This is a genomic window from Haemophilus parainfluenzae (assembly GCF_014931275.1).
In the GTDB taxonomy this organism is placed as follows: domain Bacteria; phylum Pseudomonadota; class Gammaproteobacteria; order Enterobacterales; family Pasteurellaceae; genus Haemophilus_D.
The window spans coordinates 1,704,767-1,722,080 of record NZ_CP063110.1; the positions used below are offsets into that span (position 1 = coordinate 1,704,767).

Below are 17,314 nucleotides of genomic sequence, written 5' to 3' on the forward strand. Positions count from 1 at the left end.
TTTTGCTTAACAAATGCGTGGTAAAGGTTCGTTGCGTGGTAAGTCTAATAAACGACTTTGACCGAAAAGACCAACTGCACGAACTTTGCCATCAGTCGTTACCTCGCCGATTACGGCCGCATTTTCACCTAATGGATGGTTACGAAGTGCGGTCAGAATTTCAGCTGTTTTTGCTTTATCTGCCACAATTACCAATTTGCCTTCATTAGCAAAATTCAACGCATCCAAACCGAGTAATTCGCAAATACCGCGTACTTCCTGACGAATTGGTAATACCGTTTCATCAATTTGAATCCCCACTTTCTGTGCCTGCGCAAATTCGTGAAGTACCGCATTCACACCACCACGGGTCGCATCGCGTACGGCTTTCACGCCTTCAATCGGACGAATACAATCAATAAGCGGTGCAAGCACGGCGCAATCACTGCATAAATCAGTTTGAATACCGAGATTTTCACGTAAATTCAAAATGGTTGCACCATGATCACCCAAAGTACCACTCACAATAATCTGATCGCCAGGCTGAATACGATGCACGCCCCAGTCGAGCCCGTTTGGAATCACACCAATACCTGCCGTATTGATAAACACTTTATCTATCGCGCCTTTTTGTACCACTTTGGTATCACCTGTTACCACTTGAATACCGGCTGAATGGCAGGCTTTTGCCATAGACTGGATCAATTTTTTTAAGGTTTCCAGTGGTAAGCCTTCTTCCAAAATAAAGCCACAAGACAAATATTTTGGTACGGCACCGCATACGGCAACATCGTTAGCTGTGCCACAAACGGCGAGTTTACCAATATCTCCACCAGGAAAAAAAATCGGATCAATGACAAAACTGTCGGTAGAAAAAGCTAATGTTCCGCCTAAAGCGTTCATTTCTTGTAAAGCAATGCGAGCCTGATCTTCGCCTTGTGAAAGTATCGGGTTATCAAAGGCCTCGACAAAATAATCGCGGATCAACTCTTGCATTGTGGCACCGCCATTTCCGTGTGCCATCGTAATAAAATCAGTCATTGTTTTATTCCCGTCTGTATTGATAATAAGCCGCACATGCCCCTTCAGAAGACACCATCAATGCACCATAGGCATTGTCTGGATTACATTTTTTAGCAAATAATGGGCAATCAGCCGGCTTGCATTTACCGATTAATACATCACCGCAGCGAGAATCAGGATCATCAGCAACTTGATGTGGCTGACAAGCAAAATGCGCTTCTGCGTCAAAGCATTGATAATCATCTGTCAGTTCTACGCCAGATTCTGCAATTTCGCCCAATCCTCGCCATTCGCTGCTGGCTTTCAAGCGGAATACTTCGCTTATTGCCTGTTGAGCCAACACATTGCCGTGTTGGTGCACTATGCGTTTATACTGATTTTCCACTTCACAGCGTTTTTCAACAATCTGTGTCACCAACATTAAAATTGCTTGTAGGATATCTAAAGGCTCAAAACCAGTGATTACAAAAGGCTTATGGTAGGTATCACACAATTCCTGATAAGGTTCAGAACCAATTACCATGCTTACATGACCTGGTGCAAGAAAGCCGTCAATTTTGACTTGTCCTTGTGACAATAAGCTGTGTAATGTCGGGATGATGGTAATATTTTGGCATACCACAAAAAAGTTGTTTACCTGCTGTTTTTTCGCTTGTTGCAAGGTAATCGCAGCACTTGGCATCGTCGTTTCAAAACCGAGTGAAAAGAACACGACTTTTTTGTCTCGATTATTTGATGCGATATTCAATGCATCAAGCGGTGAATAAACGATACGAACATCCGCGCCCTGTGCTTTGGCTTCTAATAATGAACCTAAACGTCCGCGTACTCGCATAGCATCACCGAAAGTACAGAAAATTACTTCTGGACGACGAGCAATCTCAATACAAACATCAATTCGCCCCATCGGTAGGACACATACCGGGCAACCTGGACCGTGAATAAATTCAATACTTTTCGGTAATAAACGATCAAGCCCAAATTTAAAAATGGTATGAGTATGTCCGCCGCAGACCTCCATCAGATATAACGGATTTTCTGGCGTAAAGTGCGGTTGTTTTTCCATTATTTTTTGTAGTCGCTGCAACAGACTTTTTGCCAGTTCAGGATCACGAAATTCATCAACAAACTGCATTTGATGCTCCTATCGTTCTTGCACTTTTAACCAATCTAGCCACTGCTGTAATCCTTCTCCACTTTGAGAAGACAACTGGATAACCTCAATTGTCGGATTCACTTGTTTCGCATAAGCAATACATTTTTCCACATCAAAATTTAAGTACGGCAGTAAATCTACTTTGTTTAAAATCATTAACTTCGAAGCCGCAAACATATGTGGATATTTTAACGGTTTATCTTCGCCTTCTGTCACGGATAAGATCACCACTTTAGCATGCTCGCCTAAATCAAATTCTGACGGACAGACTAGGTTTCCGACATTTTCAATAAACATCAGACTATTTTCCTGTGGCTGCAATTTCACCAATGCATTACCAATCATTTGTGCATCTAAGTGACAACCTTTACCCGTATTAACTTGAATCGCTGGTACACCCGTTTGACGAATACGATCCGCATCGTTTTCTGTTTGTTGATCGCCCTCGATCACATAACAAGGATAGTCATTTTTTAATGCGTTTAATGTGGTCGTCAACAAGGTTGTTTTGCCTGAGCCAGGACTTGAAACAAGATTAAGTGCCAAAATATGCTGATTCGCAAAAAAACGACGATTCATATCGGCTAATTGATTGTTTGCACCGAGAATATCTTGTTCTACTTTCAGTAATCGTTGTTGCGTTTCTTCTTGTTGCGGCGTGTCTGGCATGCGGAATGAGGAGTGAGAAAAATTAGGTAGTTTTATCGCATGTTGCGCGTTGGAATCATTATGAACATGCGGTAATTCACCGATTCTGACTTGGTCTGGATGGCCACAGCCACAGGTTGTACACATAAGTCACCTCAATAATTTTTCGTTTATTCTGTAAATGCTTAGAATCTATGGTAATTCATGTGCATTAGAATACCATATTCTCAATGTTAAATATATTCTTTGAAGAGGGATAAACGCATACTATCAATCAGTTAGCGTGTTTTATATTCAAAAGTCAGACGACATTCTAATCAATTAAAATACTCTGCTATTTTACGGCGATTTCTTTCACTCTAAATTCTGTGCCGCTTCGACGTTGTAAACATGCACTGTGACAGAGTGGACAGCAATCCTGATAGGCCTCAATCTCTACTTCCTTTTGACATTGCCAGCACCATGCTATCGCGGGTAAATGAATAAAATGTAATTGGCAATTTTCAGCAACGGTATCTTTACGCATAATTTCAAAGCAAAATTCAACCGCGCTTTGCTCGACACAAGACAGTGCCCCAATTTCTAGCCAGATATCTGTCACTTCATGGATGTCATGCTTTTTCTGTTGTTGTTCAATAATTTCCATCATATTCTGACAGAGGGACATTTCGTGCATGATTTTCTCCTTAGGATAAAAAGCAGTATGTTTTAATTCTACTCTTTTTACTATTCATTTTCTGCATTTCAATATTTCACCCGTGTTGGCATTATACTTTATTTCAACGGCACAAAATTAATGCCACTGTGCTGCAATAAAGTATTCATTAAATCATTGTTTTGCTCAAAATGGTTACATTTACCTTTGAGCTGAATTAAGCGAATTCGTAAGTGAGCTAATTCATGGATCCGTTTTGATACTTCTCGAATATGTCGATCTAGCAGCTCATTGATTTCTCTTTCTTGCTCTTGAGTGGCACATTGCGGATTCAGCAACATTTTGATTTCTTTTAGCGAAATATCCAAACTGCGACAATAACAGATAAAAGAAAGTTGCTTCAAATGCTCTTCCGTATAAACGCGGAAATTACCATTCGTTCGCTTAGCGGGTTCAATTAATCCTTGCTTTTCATAGAAACGTACGGCTTCCACCGTGCAGCCAACGATATTGGCTAGTTGACCAATTTTCATTTTTTATTAAATTACACTTGACTCTGAAGTTACTTCATATTTTATACTTTATCACAGTATTCACATGTTAGAAAAGGAGAACTTCCATGAAAAAAACAGCATTGTTTATTACCGCACTATTCGGTGCTTCACTCGCTAATGCACATAATGTTTGGTTGGAGCCTGCTAAGGATGCTAAAGGGCAATATGTGGTTAAATTTGGTCATGAGGAAACTGAAACCTATCCTCAAAGCAAATTAAAAGCAGTACGCCTACTCGATGCTAAGGGCCAATTGCAAAATGCCACTGTGAACTTTAAGGAAGGCGAAGCACACTTTGCTGCACCTGATGCTGCCATCGCATTTATTCGCTTTGATAATGGTGTTTGGTCGAAATTGCCAAGCGGTAAATATGTCGAAAAAACCAAACAGCAAGCACCTGAAGCTGTACTCAGTGTTAATCCAGTCAAATTCGGCAAAGCGATTTTACACTGGGATGCGCAAGCAAATAAATCACACAACATGGATTATGAATTGATCCCACAAAGTGAACCGAAAGCGGGACAACCACTCGATATTCTCGTGTTAGTAAAAGGTAAACCTGTGCAAGGCATCAAAGTGGGTTTAGGCGAAGATCACCCATTCAACTTAACCAATGAAAAAGGTATTGCACAATTCACCCCTAAAGCGGGCTATAACAAAGTCTGGGCTGAATTTGACGAGCCAGTTAAAGACAATCCTGACTATACCAAACGTAGTGTTGAATATATGCTAACTTTTGACGCGAAATAATGAAAAGAGTTGTATTTTTAACCGTACTTTTCACCTGGCTGTGCGCACCATCAGCATTGGCTCATAGTTTGCATGTTTTTGCACAATATGATGGACGCACAGTTTCTGGCAAAGCCTATTATTCCGATATGACCCCAGCGGCAGAAAGCTATATGGAGATTTTGCAAGCTGGCCAGGACTCCCCTCTATTGGAAGGTAAAACGGATCGCGATGGGCAATTTGCCTATCCGATCAATACAACTACCGAAGGTGCCATTAAAGTAGTGATAGAAGGTGAAGAAGGACATCGTGCCTCAATTGTTGCCAACAGAGTATCTGCGCAAACCACTAATAACAGTGACAATGCATTGATGTTGGTCCGCGAAGATATTTCTAAATTAAAAGACAAAATTTACCTGCACGATATTATTGGCGGTATCGGCTATATTGTTGGTATTTTTGGCTTATGGGCATTGATTAGAGCCTCAAAGATGACGCGTGCGTCGCAATCTAAGGAAAGATAATATGCATTTATCGGAAGGTGTGTTGCATACACCCGTATTGCTTGGTGGTGCAGCTGTCGCATTAGTCTGCGTAATGATTGGTCTTAAACGACTCAATTCGCAGCAATTGCCGCTAACAGCATTGTTTGCCGCTGCTTTTTTTGTTGCTGGAACCATTCATGTACCGGTAGGCATTGGTAGCGTGCATCTCATCTTAAACGGCATGGCCGGCCTGTTTCTCGGCTGGGCCGTTTTCCCTGCTTTTTTAATCGCATTGGTATTACAAGCTCTGCTCTTTTCCTTTGGGGGATTTGCTGTATTAGGTGTCAATTTATGCGTGATGGCATTACCTGCCCTTCTTGTACATTGGCTATTTGCAAAAAGACTTGAAAATGACAATTCCCGTCGCACTCAAATTGCAGCAGGTATTGGTGCTGGCGTGATCGGCGTTGGCGGTTCAGCCTTGCTCGCTTCTTTAGTCTTGGCTCTGGATGGCGGTAAAGCCTATAGCGATCTGATCATGCTTCTAGTGATATCACATATCCCCGTATTTATTATCGACAGTATCGTCAGTGTTGGTGTGGTCTTATTGTTAAACAAAATGTATCCAACAGCGCTCAGTGTGGTGAAATGAATTTCCTTGCTATTTTTCAACCGCACTTACGGTTAATTTATGTGTTTTTGTGTGGACTTATCGTCAGCACAATGACACATATTTCAACGCTTATTATCCTTAATCTGCTCGTATTCAGCGGATTACTTATTGCGCTAATTCGCTATCAAAAATCCCTTGCCAGTTATTTCAAATATTGGCTGAAACTAAATCTCTTTACACTACTCGTTTGGTTAACCTTAAGCTGGAAAATCACCGAGCAAGGTTTAGTATTAAATCCAATGGGCATTCAGCTCGCGCTACTCATCACGCTACGTTTCAATTTAATTTTAAGTTTAACTCGCCTCTTGTTAATTGATATGAACGAGAGTCTTTTATTGCAAGCATTATGTCGTTTGCCATTGCCTGAAAAACTACTTCACCTATTTGTTCTCACTGTGCGCTATATTTCCGTGTTCAGTGAAGTACATAAAAAGATGGATATGGCAATGCGAGCACGTGGCTACCAGCCAAAACTTAATAGCCGAACCTTATTTATTGCGGCGCAGCGTGTCGCCCTATTATTAATTCATGCACTCGTTAAAGCAGAAAAAACAGAAATGGCGCTAAAAGCTCGTGGCTTTCAGCTGCATGATGTGAAAAAAACACAGGATAAATCTTGATGAACGTCCTCGAAATCAAACAATTACAAATCATGCGCGACCAACGCGTGATTATTGATAACCTTTCTTTTGAACTCCCTAAAGGTCATCGCCTTTTTTTACAAGGCGATATTGGTTGTGGGAAATCGACGCTATTACACTGTCTATTAGGGTTTATACCTTACCAACATGGAGAGGTTCGCTGGTTCGATCGAACATGCCATCAAGAAAAGGATTTTGTACCATTACGCGGAAAGGTAGGGATCTGTTTCCAACATGCGGGCGATCAACTTTTCGGTCCAACCGTACTTGATGATGTGGCCTTTGGTCCACTTAATCAAGGATTGAACAGAGATGAAGCCTATCAAATTGCCTTACAACAACTGGAACGTCTGAATATTGTTGGATTAAAAAATCGTTCTGTGAATACCCTATCTGGTGGAGAACAGAACTTTACAGCACTGGCTGGCGTGCTAGCAATGCAACCCAAAGTATTATTACTTGATGAACCAACCAATGGACTGGATGTAAAAAATATTGCTAAACTGACCGCACTTTTACGCGAATTACAGTTGCCGATGCTTATTGCCTCGCATGATTTACACTTTAGTGAAACGCTCGCCGATTCCTGTTTGTCTTTAGCTCCAGATAATGATGGCTAAATGCGTTCATAATCATGAGAAAATAATTGAATAAAAAACGGGCGAACCATTTAAGTTCGCCCGTCATTCATTTATGACGCTAATCAAGCCACAAGTGCGGTTTCTTTTAAGCGATTTTTTAATTTCGCGTATTCAGTTACCACATAGCGTTCAGCCCAGGCTTGGTCTTCGATTTTCTCGATACGAACCGCACTATATTTGTATTCCGGTGTTCTAGAACCTGGATTCAAATGTTCAGCGGTTAATTCGTTACATTTACCGATCCACCATTGATAGGTCATATAACAAGCGCCTTTGTTGGTACGAGTGCTGACATCTGCGCGAGAAATCACTTTACCGCGTGATGATGCAATCCAAACCAAGTCGTTGTTTTTAATGCCTAATTCTTTGGCGTCTTGATCGTTCATTTGTACGAATCCTGGTTCATCAGCAAGTGCCGCAAGTGCACGGCAGTTACCGGTCATAGAACGGCAGGAGTAGTGACCCACTTCACGTACGGTAGAAAGTACCAATGGGAATTCTTCTGAAAGATCTTCCATCGGTGGTTCCCAGTCGCATGCAAAGAATTCAGCTTTGCCGTTCGGACGGTCGAAGATTTGGCCTTTATACAAATATTGCGTACCTTGATCTTCAGGGCCTTCGTCAGTACATGGCCATTGGATATAACCCATGCCTTCCATTTTTTCGTAAGTTGCCCCTTTATAAAGCGGACAAAGATCACGCAACTCATCCCAAATTTCTTTGGTATTGTTATAGTGCATTGGGTAACCCATTGCCGTAGCAATTTCACTAATGATCACCCAGTCATCCTTGACATCGCCGGTTGGCTCAACCGCTTTATAGAAACGTTGGAAACCACGGTCGGCGGCACTATACACCCCTTCATGTTCAGCACAAGAAGTCGCAGGTAATAAAATATCTGCTTCTGCTGCGGTTTGAGTCATGAAGATATCTTGAACAATAAGAAGCTCAACTTTCTCGAAGGCTTTTTTAACAGCATTAATATCAGGCTCAGTTTGTAATGTATCTTCACCCATGATATAGAATGCTTTAATTTTATCTTCCATGATCGCTTCAGGCACTTCACTCAACGGCACACCTGGTTTAGTTGGAATAGATGGCACGCCCCAAGCTTTCGCAAATTTTGCATTAATCTCTGGATTAGCAAAACTTTGATAGCCAGGTAATGTGTTGAATAACGCACCCATATCGCATGCGCCCTGTACGTTGTTTTGACCACGTACTGGGTTCACCCCAACATTTGGTTTACCTAAGTTACCGGTAAGCATTGCCAAGCTTGCTAATGCACGTACGGTTTCTACACCTTGACGGAATTGGCAAACGCCCATACCCCATAAGATAGTAGCAGTTTCCGCTTTCGCATAAGTGCGGGCAATTTCACGCAACATTTCAGGCTCAATACCTGTGATATATTGAGTGGATTCCGGTGTGTAAGCTTTCACGGTTTCATAGAACGCATCGAAGTTTTCGGTGTGTTCATCAATAAATTTTTGATCTTGTAACCCTTCTTCCAAAATCACATTCATCATCGCATTCAAGAATGCGACGTTAGACCCGTTAGCAAGCGGTGCATAAATATCCGCAATACGGGCTGTTTCGATTTTACGAGGGTCACAAACAATGATTTTCGCCCCTTTTGCTTTGGCGTGGTTAATCCGACGCGCCACAATAGGATGTGAAGTGGAGGCATTATAGCCAAAAATGAATACGCATTTGGTATCTTCAATTTCAACAATTGAGTTGGACATTGCGCCGTTACCGACCGATTTGAGCAGACCTGTTACAGAAGGGCCGTGTCACACGCGCGCACAACAGTCAATGTTGTTATTTCCTAATACCGCACGGGCGAATTTTTGCATAACGAAGTTCACTTCGTTACCTGGTCCACGGGAAGAGCCCGTTACCATAATAGATTCGTTACCGTACTTTTCTTTGATTTCACTGAGACGTCTTGCTGTGTAAGAAATCGCTTCTTCCCAGCTCACTGGTGTGAATGGTTCGCCACGTTTGTAGCGGATCATCGGTTGAGTTAGGCGAGGAGTCAGGATTTTTGTATCATGCACAAAATCCCAGCCATAATATCCTTTTAGGCATAACTCCCCTTCGTTTGTCTTGCCGTTTGCACCTTCAGCTCCCACAATTTTGTTGTTTTCCACCAAAAGATGGATTTTACAACCTGAGGCACAATACGGACATACGGTAATTACTTTTTTAATAGCCATAGTAACGTCCTTATTTTAGTACAACACGAGGTTAGAGATAGAATTAGAATAATTAATTCTGGGTATATATTACACCCAAAATCAGTTTATAGTATTACAAAAAACATGGATTTATTGATATAAAACAGGTTTTCGTAATATTTTTAAAATATGTTTAGAAAATCACCCTCACTTTTTTACAAAACAGGAATCTCTTCAAGCGATCTTCCCTCTTTTAAAAAATCATACATAAATTGCACAGACTCTTTTACGCTTTCTGTCATCGGAAAACCAAAGGAAACCAGATCGGGTTGGAGCCCAACAAAAACAATTTGTTTAATATCTTGTTCCAGTTGCTCGATGAGGTAATTGAGCGGCATATTATGCGTACTCATGAAAAACATTTCCGCAATGCTCTCTTTTTCAATGATTCGGATTTTGCCCGGTGCTAATTCCATATCAGCCGCATCGAAAATTAAAAGCAAATCAGGTTTCATGTCTCGCACAATATGTGCAACATTTTCCGGTGCTGAGCCGCCGTCAAGTGCGGTCCAATTTGGCAATGGATTTTCATTCAATAGCTGATAGAGATAAGGGCCCGCACCGTCATCCCCCATCATGCTGTTGCCAACAGTTAAGATCACATTATTCGTCACGACGTTTCACCATTATATACATCACAGGTTCACGCTGAATCGACGCTAACGTATCCATTAGGATTTCGACCCACTCTTGATGTTCTGGGGTGAAATTGGCTTTATTTTCATCCATCGCTCTCGCTAATAAATTGACATGGCTAGAATCAATCACTATTTCACCGAATCGCATTAAGCCGGCAAATTTACGTTTAGCATCCCCTTCTGGAAAGCTATCTACAAAACGTTGATAAGCATCGTAGTCACAAACCAGTAATTTTTTAAAACAATCAATTACGCCAACATGGTGACCAATCGCCAAAGAGTAATACATTACCTGTTTTGCTTGCTCTGGCACTTGTTCATCGTTTTCGACGAAACGTTCGTTTAATAAATAGAAAAAGACTTTCGTTGTCATAACATTCCCATTTTTATAGGGGCAATCACTTGCCCCATAATTAATTATCCCGAAAACGGCAGACTAATCGCATGCAAACGATTGACGATTTCGCTTAAACGCGGATCGGCTTCGCGTTCTAGGTATTCACCTAAACGTACACCAAATGGCACTTTGTCATTTTCTGTCATCATTGCCATAAATTGGTTAGCGATGTTACCGCCTTGACGATAACCGGCAAGACGACGCGCTTCACGTTCAAGACTAATACGCAAATCCAACGGAATAGTTGGGAAACGTAATTTAGCTTCTGCGTTAGGATCAGCTTTTTCTTGTTTACCTTTGAGCTTTTGATCAAGCAAACCAAGTGCTACCGCGAATCCATAAATGGTCGCTGCTGGAGTTGGAGGACAGCCTGGGATGTACACATCGATTGGTACAATTTGATCACTCCCCCCCCAAACACAATAAAGATCATGGAAAATACCGCCACCACAACCACAGGCCCCGTAAGAAATACAGATTTTAGGATCGGGCGCAGCTTGGTAAGCACGCATTGCTGGCGTACGCATCGCACGGGTAACCGCACCAGTGAACAATAAAATGTCCGCGTGACGAGGTGAAGCCACCACTTTAATACCAAAACGTTCCGCATCGAATGTTGGCGTAATGGTACTAAAAATTTCGATTTCACACCCATTACAACCGCCGCAGTCCACACGATAAACGTAAGCTGAACGTTGAATATCTTTCAGTAACGTTTGTTTCATTTTGGCAATATTTTCATCAATACTAAACGGTGTTGATATGCCATTGACCGGCATTGGAATTTGTGTGTTCATCGTCTTTCGCCTCCTGCTAAAACGTTAGGTAAATCAACCGCACTTTGTTCTCGTTGCTCGAGCGCTTTTTTGAAATTCAAGCGAACCGGCTCTTTAAAGTCGATTAATTTCATCCGCATGTTGGATTCCATATTCGCGGTTTTTTCTAAGCTGTGCTGACGTTTACAAACCGGACAAGTATGCAACTCCGCCAATTTTTGTTTCACTAATTCAGGTTTATCCAAAGTTTGTTTGAATAAATCAATGGTGTAATTCAATTCTTTATAAGAAATAAACGGTTTACCACATTCCTGACAAGTCACTGTAGCAAAGGTTGTTTCTTGAAAAAGATCCTGTTTATTGGTCACTGAGAGCTCAAAATCTTGTGACAAGCGAATAGCTTTGGTTGGACAAACCTCTTCACAACGACCGCAGAAAATACAACGACCAAGGAATAATGACCATGTACGGTCGCCTGTCACCGGATCCGTTCTCATGGTTAACGCATTAGCTGGACAGGCAATGGTACAAGCCGCACAGACAATACATTGATCAGAATTAAGTTCCGGTTTTCCTCTAAAATCATCATCTACTTCATAAGGTTTGAACGGATATTTGGTGGTAACATCACCTGCTTTAAATACCGTTTTTAGTAATTTAAACATTTTCCGCCTCCCCTATTTCAATGGTGAATTTTTACGTTCAATACCGTAGCGTTCAATTTCTTTATAATCCACGGTTTTCGCTTTGCGTTTACGCACATCCACCACAGTGACACGGTCGGTACAAGAATAGCAAGGGTCAAGACTACCAATAATAAGTGGTGCATCAGACACTGTATTGCCACGCAGCATGTAGCGTAAGGTTGGCCAGTTAGCATAAGTGGCAGCACGACAACGCCAACGGAAAAGTTTTTGGTTGTCGCCTAGCATTGACCAGTGAATATCTTCGCCACGTGGAGCTTCGGTAATCCCTAAAGCAAAACGTCCAGGCGTATAATTGAAACCTTCTTTTAAGATTTCACCACTTGGCAAGTTATCCACCATGTAATCAATAATATTCATGGATTCAAACACTTCATTAATACGCACTTTCACACGGGATAATACGTCACCATTGGCTTCAGTGAAGAGATTGAAAGGAACATCGCCATAACCGGAGAACGGATGTACTTTACGCACATCACGAGCAAAGCCAGAACCACGAATCATTGGACCAACCGGACTAAAGTCACGAGCGATATCTTTTGCCAATACACCGACACCTACCGTACGTTGTTCCATATTCGGTGTATTTAATAAAATATCAGTCAAGGTTTTGAGTTCTTCACGCATTTCGCCGATAAGTTTGATACATTGCTCACGTTGATGTTTCAACATATCGCGACGCACACCACCGATAAGGTTAATACCATAGGTTTTACGTGCACCGGTTAGCACTTCTGCCAAGGTCATAGATTTCTCACGAACGCGGAAGAATTGCATAAAGCCAGTATCAAAGCCGGTAAAGTGGCTAGATAGACCTAAGTTTAATAAGTGACTATGTAAACGTTCTACTTCTAATAAAATCGCACGAATCCATTCAGCGCGTTTTGGAATTTGAATCCCTAAAGCGCTTTCCACAGAATTGGCGTAGGCCACACTATGTGTGAAACCACAAATCCCACATACACGGTCAGCCAGGAAGTTAACTTGGTCGTAATCCATACGGGTTTCCGCCAATTTTTCCATACCACGGTGCACATAGAACAAACGATAGTCCGCATCAATGATATCTTCCCCATCCACGAACAAACGGAAGTGTCCAGGTTCATCGGAAGTGATATGTAACGGGCCAAGTGGCACGATACGTGCTTCGCCTTTTTCGTTAATAAATTCGTATGTTTCTGTCGCAGTTGTCGGATCGGGACGTAAACGGTAATCCATTGAGTCTTTACGTAATGGATAAAGATCATCTGGCCAATCATCTGGCAACACTAAGCGGCGTTGGTCAGGCAAACCGACGGCTTTCAAACCATACATATCGAATAATTCACGCTCGCCCCAAACCGCCGCTTTGACTTTTGGTGTCACAGATGGAAATTCTAAGCTCACAGGATCAACTAAGGCTTTAATGGTGATAAAAGTTTTCACTTCCCCTTCCATGGAAAGCACGTAGTACACTGCATAGTTTCCATGAATTGAACGCTCATCATTCCCGAATACCAACGGTAACCAACCTTCATGTTGATAATAAAGGTATTCAACAACATCAGGTAACATATTGGTTTTAATGGTAAGTGTAACCTGATTTGGTGTTGACCACTCCTCATCCAAAATGGTATTTGGAAATTTTGCATTGACTGCTTCAATGTAATTTTTGCCAATCATTTTGGCTGGATCGACTGATGTATTTTTAGTTAATTCCATATATTTATCCCTCCTGTCGATCATTGCGCTAAACTTTGCCAAGGTAAAACTAACATTTCACCAAAAGACACTTGTTCAGATCCGAGTACAATTCCGACCGCACTTTTTAATAACTGCAAAATTGGTTCGGCAATATGAATACCCATAATAAACATGAATAACAATAAAATTGCCATCGCCACGAGTGAAACTTTGTTCACATCCCCCACTTCAACATTATCCGGTTGTTTGCCTAATACGGTTTTTAATACCATTAAAGACAATCCAGCTAACACGATAGTGAGTAAAATTAAACAGAACACCATTAACCAAGTTTTACCTGCGTAAATACCGGCAACAGCAATACTGAATTCACTGACGAACACGTTAAATGGTGGGATACCACCTAGTGCTAACGCACCACCGGCAAATAACACCGCCGTCATTGGTGCTACACGCCATAAACCACGTACTTGGTTCATATCACGGGTTTTATATTTTAATAATATGTTACCTGAAGCACAGAATAACAAGGTTTTCGCTAAACTATGGTTGATGGTATGTAATAAACCCGCAAATACACCGATTGGGCCACCTAAACCAAAGGCAAAGCTAATTAACCCCATGTTTTCAATACTGGAATATGCCAATAAACGTTTGATGTCGAATTGGACGATAATAAACAACGCCGCCACTAATACAGAGAGTAAACCAAATACCAACAATAAGGTTTGCGGGTATGTAGAACCGACTGCTTTAGAAACTAAGATGTAATAACGCAATACCACCAACATGGCACAATTCAATAATACAGCAGATAGAATCGCACTCACAGGACTTGGCGCCTCACTGTGTGCATCAGATAACCAAGTATGCATTGGAAATAGACCGCACTTAGTACCAAACCCAACCAAAATAAAGGCAAAAGCAAGATACATGAGCATTGGATTTAAACCTGCTGCCTGTTGATTGATTTCTGTCCAGAAAATAGCTTGGCTTGGATCAGCTAAAAGATTTGTTCCATTAGAGAACGTTAAAATTGTGCCATACAATCCAAACGCCACCCCAACTGAACAAATAATGATGTATTTCCATGCAGCCTCAAGAGAGGTTTTTTGTTTGTATGTACCGACCAAGAATGCTGAACTTAATGTGGTTGCTTCAATGGCTGCCCACATCAAAATCACATTATTGGTGATCACAGAAATGATCATGGTGAAGAAAAACAAATGCAAAAAGCCGTAATAATTGCAGTATGTTTTCAAATCAAGATGCCCTTCGCGATATTCAGTACTAATGTAACCGATAGAATAAATACCGGCTAACGTTCCAACAATAGCGATAAGACCTAAGAAAATAGCAGATAGACTGTCGATGTAAACCCAGTTATTTAATGCACTGATTTCCCCCTGAGTTAGCACGCCATTAATAATTTGTAAGGCAAATGCTAACATCAAAATCAAACCTGTAACATGAAGTGCGGTACAAATTGTCCGTGCTTTTGTCACGCCACAAGCGAAACTGGCAAGTGATATTGCTAAAGGTGCGATTAATAACGCGATTATCCATTGTTCATACATAGCGTTACCCCTTCAAACTCATAAGTTGTTTTGCATCTAATGAATGGAATGTACGGTAAATTTTGTTTACCAACACCACCATTATGATGACGGCAAAGATAGCATCTGTGGCAATTCCGATTTCCACTAACTCAGGTGCTTTATTTGCCAATAAGGCTAATGTGAGATGAGAACCGTTTTCCATCAAACAATAACCGAATACTTGTTTTACGATATTGCGTTGGCTAACAATGCACACTAAACCTAATAAGAAGTGACTTAATGACACTGATAATGCCGGTTTAAGATGTGCAACCAACGGTAAATCGATTGGGACAACAACAAAGTAGCACAATGTGACTATCACTGCTGTGATCGGGATCAACCAAGCGACATTTATTCCAGCCGGAGTTTGACTTTCATCAACTTTTTTCATCGCATAGATTAAAATCGCTGGCACCAAAACCACTTTGGTAATAAATGCGCTAATTGACCACATATAAAGTTCATGGGCTTGCATTTCATTGGCAAGATAAACAAACAGTAATACCAACACCAATGATTGCAAACTGTAAAATAACGCAGCTTTTTTGGCGGTTCGAACCATAATTACGCAAAGAGAGGTAATAATGAGTAAACACGCAAGTCCATTTATCATTAACATAGATTCCTCCTTAACCTAACCCGCCAAACCTAGCCAATATGCAGCAATGAAGCTAGAACATACAGACATCACCATGAGAATCACTAATACGATACTCATTGAAAACGTAATTGGTTGTGCTTCAGCCACTGCTTCTGATGGTTTACCGATGACACATTGTCCGAATTTATACAACAACCATACGAATGTCGCGGTAGATTCAACTAAAGCAAGCACCATCAACCAAGTGATCCAACCGTACTCTTGGCCTAACTCAAATCCGGCCGCAAATAATGGATATTTACTGAAGAATCCATTAAACGGCGGCACCCCGGCAATAGCTAACGCGGCTACGCCAAATCCTGCACCGACCACTGGCATTGTACGCATAATACCTCGTAACAATGGCATAGAACGGGTTCCTGTTGCATAACTTAACGAACCAGCGACCAAGAAGAACAAGCTTTTCGCGAAAGCATGGTTGAAGATGTAGCTAATCGCTGCCACAAAGGCCAATTTAGAGCCTAATGCAGCAAGAGAAATCCCAATGAAAATATAAGAAAGTTGGGTAATGGTTGAATATGCCAATAAACGTTTTAAGTCAGTTTGTGGCAAGTACATTAAGAAGCCGTAAATTAAGGTAATCATCGCCATGATGATGCCGACTTCACCCACAATATGTGGAATCTCACCAGCAGACATTACTGAACGAGCGAAGATATACACCCCAACTTTAACCATTGATGCGGCGTGCAAATACGCACTCACCGGTGTTGGTGCTTCCATCGCATTCGGCAACCAAATTTGCATTGGTAATTGTGCTGATTTACCCCACGCAGCAAACATCACACCGAATAACACGATGGTTTTCGCACTCGGATCTAAATGTTCTAACGCAGTGATAGAGAAAGTACCTGATTGGCTGAATAAATAGGCTGCGGCAATATATAACCCAATTGCCCCCACGTGGGTGATAATCAAGGCTTTCATTGCGGCGGCTTGAGCTTTTGGTGTTTGGTAATAACTGATTAATGCCCAAGAACATCCCCCAGTAATTTCGAAGAACAATAATTGTCCTGCTAAAGTTGAGGAATACACCAAGCCCGCCATGGCACCGATAAAGATGAGCAAGAATGCATAAAAACGTGGTAACCCATTATGTGGGTGTTCACGGTTTTTATCGGTTAAGTAACCACAAGAATATAAGCAGATTAAGAAACCTAAGGCCACAACGGCAAAGGCAATTAATGTACTGACTGCATCAAGCGTTACACCAAAGATCGCGGTTTTATCAAAAGCGACGATGTCATAAGTGACGCTTTGATGACCATCGGCAAACCATTGTCCTGCGACTAACAAGGTTCCCAGCGTAGCAAGCGCAGCAAATACGGTGGCAATTTGAGCAAAATGTTTTTTGTTCAAACCGACAATAAACGCCCCTACGAAAGGTAAAATGATTGTAATCAGAGCTAAACGTTCCATATTTGT

At 41.5% G+C, this 17,314-nt stretch carries 19 protein-coding genes; 5 read left to right on the forward strand and 14 right to left on the reverse strand.

Features of this window, described 5'->3' with window-relative positions:
• Positions 1-6: 6 nt before the first annotated feature.
• The 5 genes from hypE to INQ00_RS08290 form a co-directional block, all read right to left on the reverse strand.
• Positions 7-1,020: a hydrogenase expression/formation protein HypE gene (gene hypE, locus INQ00_RS08270; protein ID WP_049385154.1), complete on the reverse strand. Its 1,014-nt coding sequence runs from the start codon at positions 1,018-1,020 to the stop codon at positions 7-9.
• Between the two features lie 4 nt (positions 1,021-1,024).
• Positions 1,025-2,137 carry a hydrogenase formation protein HypD gene (hypD, locus tag INQ00_RS08275; RefSeq protein WP_197546767.1) on the reverse strand — a complete coding sequence of 371 codons (1,113 nt, stop codon included), beginning with the start codon at positions 2,135-2,137 and terminating at the stop codon, positions 1,025-1,027.
• Positions 2,138-2,146: 9 nt separating this feature from the next.
• Positions 2,147-2,953 carry a hydrogenase nickel incorporation protein HypB gene (gene hypB / locus INQ00_RS08280; RefSeq protein ID WP_197546768.1) on the reverse strand — a complete coding sequence of 269 codons (807 nt, stop codon included), beginning with the start codon at positions 2,951-2,953 and terminating at the stop codon, positions 2,147-2,149.
• Between the two features lie 187 nt (positions 2,954-3,140).
• Positions 3,141-3,482 (reverse strand): hydrogenase maturation nickel metallochaperone HypA, encoded by a 342-nt coding sequence (gene hypA / locus INQ00_RS08285; RefSeq protein WP_111315573.1) that lies wholly within the window; start codon positions 3,480-3,482, stop codon positions 3,141-3,143.
• 98 nt (positions 3,483-3,580) lie between these two features.
• Positions 3,581-3,994: a MerR family transcriptional regulator gene (locus INQ00_RS08290; protein ID WP_197546769.1), complete on the reverse strand. Its 414-nt coding sequence runs from the start codon at positions 3,992-3,994 to the stop codon at positions 3,581-3,583.
• A gap of 86 nt (positions 3,995-4,080) precedes the next feature.
• Between INQ00_RS08290 and INQ00_RS08295 the strand changes: the two genes are divergently transcribed.
• From INQ00_RS08295 to INQ00_RS08315, 5 genes are read left to right on the forward strand one after another with little or no spacing between them, the layout of a single operon-like run.
• Positions 4,081-4,764, forward strand: a complete 684-nt coding sequence (locus tag INQ00_RS08295; protein ID WP_197546770.1) for a DUF4198 domain-containing protein — start codon at positions 4,081-4,083, stop codon at positions 4,762-4,764.
• The gene (locus INQ00_RS08300) at positions 4,764-5,267 is read left to right on the forward strand and encodes an HI_1622 family ECF transport-associated protein (protein WP_197546771.1); all 504 of its coding nucleotides are present in this window, start codon (positions 4,764-4,766) and stop codon (positions 5,265-5,267) included. The genes INQ00_RS08295 and INQ00_RS08300 overlap by 1 nt, the downstream gene beginning before the upstream one ends.
• A gap of 1 nt (position 5,268) precedes the next feature.
• The gene (cbiM, locus tag INQ00_RS08305; protein ID WP_070775313.1) at positions 5,269-5,880 is read left to right on the forward strand and encodes a cobalt transporter CbiM; all 612 of its coding nucleotides are present in this window, start codon (positions 5,269-5,271) and stop codon (positions 5,878-5,880) included.
• Positions 5,877-6,521 carry an energy-coupling factor transporter transmembrane component T family protein gene (locus tag INQ00_RS08310; protein ID WP_197546772.1) on the forward strand — a complete coding sequence of 215 codons (645 nt, stop codon included), beginning with the start codon at positions 5,877-5,879 and terminating at the stop codon, positions 6,519-6,521. Before cbiM ends, INQ00_RS08310 begins: the two co-directional genes overlap by 4 nt.
• Positions 6,521-7,162 (forward strand): energy-coupling factor ABC transporter ATP-binding protein, encoded by a 642-nt coding sequence (locus INQ00_RS08315; RefSeq protein WP_197546773.1) that lies wholly within the window; start codon positions 6,521-6,523, stop codon positions 7,160-7,162. The genes INQ00_RS08310 and INQ00_RS08315 overlap by 1 nt, the downstream gene beginning before the upstream one ends.
• A gap of 83 nt (positions 7,163-7,245) precedes the next feature.
• Here the strand turns inward: INQ00_RS08315 and fdhF are convergent, their stop codons facing one another.
• The 9 genes from fdhF to INQ00_RS08360 all read right to left on the reverse strand — a co-directional run bounded on the left by fdhF (position 7,246) and on the right by INQ00_RS08360 (position 17,308).
• Positions 7,246-9,405 (reverse strand): formate dehydrogenase subunit alpha, encoded by a 2,160-nt coding sequence (gene fdhF / locus INQ00_RS08320; protein ID WP_232086623.1) that lies wholly within the window; start codon positions 9,403-9,405, stop codon positions 7,246-7,248.
• 176 nt (positions 9,406-9,581) lie between these two features.
• On the reverse strand, positions 9,582-10,040 hold the full coding sequence (gene hycI / locus INQ00_RS08325; protein WP_005697644.1) for a hydrogenase maturation peptidase HycI: 459 nt from the start codon (positions 10,038-10,040) through the stop codon (positions 9,582-9,584).
• Complete coding sequence (locus INQ00_RS08330) at positions 10,030-10,437, reverse strand: formate hydrogenlyase maturation HycH family protein (protein ID WP_197546774.1); 408 nt, start codon at positions 10,435-10,437, stop codon at positions 10,030-10,032. Before INQ00_RS08330 ends, hycI begins: the two co-directional genes overlap by 11 nt.
• Positions 10,438-10,481: 44 nt before the next feature.
• Complete coding sequence (locus INQ00_RS08335; protein WP_049365602.1) at positions 10,482-11,258, reverse strand: NADH-quinone oxidoreductase subunit B family protein; 777 nt, start codon at positions 11,256-11,258, stop codon at positions 10,482-10,484.
• On the reverse strand, positions 11,255-11,902 hold the full coding sequence (locus INQ00_RS08340; RefSeq protein WP_197546775.1) for a formate hydrogenlyase complex iron-sulfur subunit: 648 nt from the start codon (positions 11,900-11,902) through the stop codon (positions 11,255-11,257). The genes INQ00_RS08335 and INQ00_RS08340 overlap by 4 nt, the downstream gene beginning before the upstream one ends.
• A gap of 12 nt (positions 11,903-11,914) precedes the next feature.
• Positions 11,915-13,645, reverse strand: coding sequence for a hydrogenase large subunit (locus tag INQ00_RS08345; RefSeq protein WP_111387854.1), 1,731 nt, complete (start codon positions 13,643-13,645; stop codon positions 11,915-11,917).
• A gap of 20 nt (positions 13,646-13,665) precedes the next feature.
• On the reverse strand, positions 13,666-15,204 hold the full coding sequence (locus INQ00_RS08350) for a hydrogenase 4 subunit F (RefSeq protein WP_193451657.1): 1,539 nt from the start codon (positions 15,202-15,204) through the stop codon (positions 13,666-13,668).
• 4 nt (positions 15,205-15,208) lie between these two features.
• Positions 15,209-15,847 carry a hydrogenase 4 membrane subunit gene (hyfE, locus tag INQ00_RS08355; protein ID WP_005697594.1) on the reverse strand — a complete coding sequence of 213 codons (639 nt, stop codon included), beginning with the start codon at positions 15,845-15,847 and terminating at the stop codon, positions 15,209-15,211.
• Between the two features lie 15 nt (positions 15,848-15,862).
• Positions 15,863-17,308 carry a hydrogenase 4 subunit D gene (locus tag INQ00_RS08360; RefSeq protein ID WP_197546776.1) on the reverse strand — a complete coding sequence of 482 codons (1,446 nt, stop codon included), beginning with the start codon at positions 17,306-17,308 and terminating at the stop codon, positions 15,863-15,865.
• Positions 17,309-17,314: the final 6 nt, after the last annotated feature.

Excerpts from the sequence above, each read along its gene's own strand:
- hypB (WP_197546768.1), bottom strand. The coding sequence starts at position 2,953 with ATGTGTACAACCTGTGGCTGTGGCCATCCAGACCAAGTCAGAATCGGT.
- hypD (WP_197546767.1), bottom strand. The coding sequence starts at position 2,137 with ATGCAGTTTGTTGATGAATTTCGTGATCCTGAACTGGCAAAAAGTCTG.
- INQ00_RS08295 (WP_197546770.1), top strand. The coding sequence starts at position 4,081 with ATGAAAAAAACAGCATTGTTTATTACCGCACTATTCGGTGCTTCACTC.
- INQ00_RS08350 (WP_193451657.1), bottom strand. The coding sequence starts at position 15,204 with ATGTATGAACAATGGATAATCGCGTTATTAATCGCACCTTTAGCAATA.
- INQ00_RS08315 (WP_197546773.1), top strand. The coding sequence starts at position 6,521 with ATGAACGTCCTCGAAATCAAACAATTACAAATCATGCGCGACCAACGC.
- hypA (WP_111315573.1), bottom strand. The coding sequence starts at position 3,482 with ATGCACGAAATGTCCCTCTGTCAGAATATGATGGAAATTATTGAACAA.
- INQ00_RS08360 (WP_197546776.1), bottom strand. The coding sequence starts at position 17,308 with ATGGAACGTTTAGCTCTGATTACAATCATTTTACCTTTCGTAGGGGCG.
- INQ00_RS08310 (WP_197546772.1), top strand. The coding sequence starts at position 5,877 with ATGAATTTCCTTGCTATTTTTCAACCGCACTTACGGTTAATTTATGTG.
- hyfE (WP_005697594.1), bottom strand. The coding sequence starts at position 15,847 with ATGTTAATGATAAATGGACTTGCGTGTTTACTCATTATTACCTCTCTT.
- INQ00_RS08330 (WP_197546774.1), bottom strand. The coding sequence starts at position 10,437 with ATGACAACGAAAGTCTTTTTCTATTTATTAAACGAACGTTTCGTCGAA.
- INQ00_RS08300 (WP_197546771.1), top strand. The coding sequence starts at position 4,764 with ATGAAAAGAGTTGTATTTTTAACCGTACTTTTCACCTGGCTGTGCGCA.
- hypE (WP_049385154.1), bottom strand. The coding sequence starts at position 1,020 with ATGACTGATTTTATTACGATGGCACACGGAAATGGCGGTGCCACAATG.
- INQ00_RS08340 (WP_197546775.1), bottom strand. The coding sequence starts at position 11,902 with ATGTTTAAATTACTAAAAACGGTATTTAAAGCAGGTGATGTTACCACC.
- INQ00_RS08345 (WP_111387854.1), bottom strand. The coding sequence starts at position 13,645 with ATGGAATTAACTAAAAATACATCAGTCGATCCAGCCAAAATGATTGGC.
- INQ00_RS08290 (WP_197546769.1), bottom strand. The coding sequence starts at position 3,994 with ATGAAAATTGGTCAACTAGCCAATATCGTTGGCTGCACGGTGGAAGCC.
- INQ00_RS08335 (WP_049365602.1), bottom strand. The coding sequence starts at position 11,258 with ATGAACACACAAATTCCAATGCCGGTCAATGGCATATCAACACCGTTT.
- cbiM (WP_070775313.1), top strand. The coding sequence starts at position 5,269 with ATGCATTTATCGGAAGGTGTGTTGCATACACCCGTATTGCTTGGTGGT.